General features: G+C 64.3%; 1 protein-coding gene. It reads right to left on the bottom strand.

The features are described from left to right. Window positions 1-1,946, bottom strand: a 1,946-nt coding sequence (aceE, locus tag AB4Z15_RS24910) for a pyruvate dehydrogenase (acetyl-transferring), homodimeric type (RefSeq protein ID WP_442019399.1), incomplete at both ends; no start/stop codon positions are given.

Raw genomic sequence — 1,946 nt, 5'->3', positions numbered from 1 at the left:
CCGTACATTTCTTCGAGGCCGTGGCGGATGATGTGGCCGATTTCGTAGCCGTAGGCGGGGTCGTAGGTTTTCACGGCGGGGTTGGTGGAGGCCAGGATGGGGGAGTGCCCGTCGGCGTGTTGGAGTCCTTCGCCGGTGAGGGTGGTTCGTCCTGCGGTGGCGCCGATGATGAAGCCGCGGGTCATTTGGTCYGCKGCGGCCCAGAAGGAATCTCCGGTGCGTTGGAAGCCGAACATGGAGTAGAACACGTAGATCGGGACCAGGGGTTCGCCGTGGGTGGCGTACGCGGTTCCGGCGGCGGTGAACGCTGCGACGGCGCCGGCTTCGTTGATGCCGGGGTGGATCAGTTGCCCGGCGGGGGATTCCTTGTAGGCCAGCACGAGGTCCCGGTCCACGGAGAGGTAGTTCTGGCCCTTGGGGTTGTAGATTTTCGCGGTCGGGAAGAACGCGTCCATGCCGAAGGTCCGGGATTCGTCCGGGACGACGGGCACGAACCGGGCCCCGAAGTTCTTATCCCGCATCAGGTCCTTSAGGAGCCTCACGAAGGCCATGGTGGTCGCGGCTTGTTGTTTGCCSGAGCCGCGTTTGGCGACCTCGTAGGAYTTGGCTTCGGGCAGGGTMACGGGGGTGTGGGTGCGGCGGCGTTCGGGSACGAACCCGCCSAGYTCKGCCCGGCGTTCCATCAGGTACCGGATTTCGGGGGCGTCCATGCCGGGGTGGTAGTACGGGGGCCGGTAGAGGTCCGCGTCGAGCTGGTCATCGCTGATGGGGATGCGCAGGTGGTCACGGAAGGCCTTGAGGTCTTCCATGGTCAGCTTTTTCATCTGGTGGGTGGCGTTGCGGCCYTCGAAGTGCGGGCCCAGGCCGTAGCCCTTGACGGTTTTGGCCAGGATCACGGTGGGTTTGCCCTTGAACTCSACCGCTGCCTTGTACGCGGCGTAGACCTTGCGGTAATCGTGCCCGCCGCGTTTGAGGCCCCAGATCTGCTCATCGGTCAGGTCAGCGACCATGTCCTTGGTCTGCGGGGACTTKCCGAAGAAGTGATCCCTCACGAACCCKCCGGACTCGGCCTTGTAGGTCTGGTAGTCACCATCGGGRGTTTCGTTCATGATTTTCACCAACGCCCCGTCGGTGTCGTTTTCCAGCAGGGTGTCCCATTCCCGGCCCCAGACGACCTTGATCACGTTCCAGCCCGCGCCGCGGAAGAACGCCTCSARYTCCTGCATGATYTTGCCGTTGCCSCGCACGGGCCCGTCCAGGCGCTGGAGGTTGCAGTTGATCACGAAGTTCAGGTTGTCCAGGTTCTCGTTCGCTGCCAGCTGCAGCAACCCGCGGGACTCGGGCTCGTCCATTTCCCCGTCRCCGAGGAACGCCCAGACCTGCTGGTCGGAGGTGTCCTTGAGGCCGCGGTTGTGCAGGTACCGGTTGGACTGGGCCTGGTAGATCGCGTTCATCGGCCCGATGCCCATCGACACSGTCGGGAATTCCCAGAAGTCCGGCATCAACCGCGGGTGCGGGTACGAGGACAGGGCATGGCCTTGTTTGGACTTTTCCTGACGGAACCCGTCCAGGTCCTCCTCCGAGAGGCGTCCTTCCATGAACGCCCGGGCGTACATGCCCGGGGACGCGTGGCCCTGGAAGAACACCTGGTCCCCGCCCGAGGGGTGGTCCTTGCCGCGGAAGAAATGGTTGAACCCGACCTCRTACAGGGTCGCCGCGCCGGCATAGGTGGAAATATGCCCGCCCACCCCGATATCGGCCCGCTGCGCACGGTGGACCATGACCGCGGCGTTCCAGCGCATGTACGCACGGTACCGGCGCTCGAACTCCTCGTTCCCGGGAAACTCCGCTTCCTGGTCCACCGGGATCGTGTTCACATAATCAGTGGTCGTCACCATCGGCACACCCACCGACCGGGCACCGGCACGCTGCAACAACGACCGCAT

Origin of the sequence: Paenarthrobacter sp. 2TAF44 (assembly GCF_052114885.1) — a bacterium.
Lineage (GTDB): Bacteria > Actinomycetota > Actinomycetes > Actinomycetales > Micrococcaceae > Arthrobacter.
The sequence above is the reverse complement of the archived record's forward strand: the minus strand, read 5'-3'. Positions and strand labels throughout refer to the sequence as shown.